The organism is Vibrio sp. 661, assembly GCF_033339315.1.
Classification (GTDB): domain Bacteria; phylum Pseudomonadota; class Gammaproteobacteria; order Enterobacterales; family Vibrionaceae; genus Vibrio; species Vibrio alginolyticus.
Genome location: NZ_JAWOUJ010000114.1, coordinates 1 through 1,136, shown reverse-complemented (window position 1 = coordinate 1,136; position 1,136 = coordinate 1). Strand labels below are relative to the sequence as shown.

The following is a 1,136-nucleotide window of genomic DNA, read 5'->3' as shown; positions in this document are numbered from 1 at the left end:
ACTCTCCTCTTCCAATTAATCACTAAACGTTCTGTCCCAATCTTCCTTGCCTCTTCTCTTGCGTTTATTGCTCCTATTATGTTCGGTATCCACACTTGGGGTATTGGTGCAACTATGGGCGGCTTGATGGCGGCAGGTTTGGTTTACGTTGCGCTTGGCGCAATGATCAAAGTGCGTGGTGTAGGGTTTATCCATAAGATTTTGCCACCAGTTGTAGTTGGCCCAGTGATCATGGTTATAGGCCTTGGCCTTGCGCCAACGGCAGTTAACATGGCGGTAGGTAAAACGGGCGACGGTGCGGTTCAGTTAGTAAATGGCGATGCTGCGGTCATTATCTCTGCTGTTTCACTGCTAACGACAATTGCACTTAGCGTGTTCGCAAAAGGGTTCCTAAAACTGGTTCCTATCGTGGGTGGTATTTTGGCGGGCTATTCAGTATCCCTATTCTACGGTGTGGTTGACTTTACACCTGTGGCTCAAGCAGCTTGGCTTGCAATGCCCAACTTCACCATGCCTGAGTTCAACATCAACGCGATTCTATTCATGATCCCAGTTGCAATCGCTCCTGCGGTAGAGCACGTGGGTGACATGTTGGCTATCTCAAATGTACCGGGTAAAAACTACCTGAAGAAACCAGGCCTACACCGCACTATCGCGGGTGACGGAATCGCGACAATTGCAGCATCAATGGTTGGTGCGCCGCCAAACACTACTTACAGTGAAGTAACAGGCGCGGTAATGCTGACCAAAGCTTTCAACCCTGTAATCATGACTTGGGCTGCCATTACCGCTATTGTTCTTGCGCTGGTAGGTAAGCTAGGTGCGATTCTGCAAACCATTCCTGTGCCAGTAATGGGCGGCATCATGATTCTTCTGTTCGGTTCTATCGCAACCGTCGGTTTGAATACGCTGATTAAGCACAACGTTGATCTACACAAATCTCGTAACCTGGTGATCGTTGCAGTAACACTGGTATTTGGTATCGGTGGTATGGCTTTCGGTATCGGCGAGTTCAGCCTACAAGGTGTAAGCCTATGTGGTATCGTGGCAATCCTTCTTAACCTAGTGCTGCCACACGACCTTGGTGAAAACCACGTGGTTGATAACGCTCAAATGGAAGAAGAAAGCGCGAAGTA

General features: G+C 48.8%; 1 protein-coding gene. It reads left to right on the top strand.

Going from position 1 to position 1,136, the window contains the following annotated elements; genetic code table 11:
- Nucleotides 1-1,136: uracil-xanthine permease family protein (locus R7P69_RS25075; RefSeq protein WP_318121812.1), on the top strand; the 1,136-nt coding region annotated here is incomplete at both ends.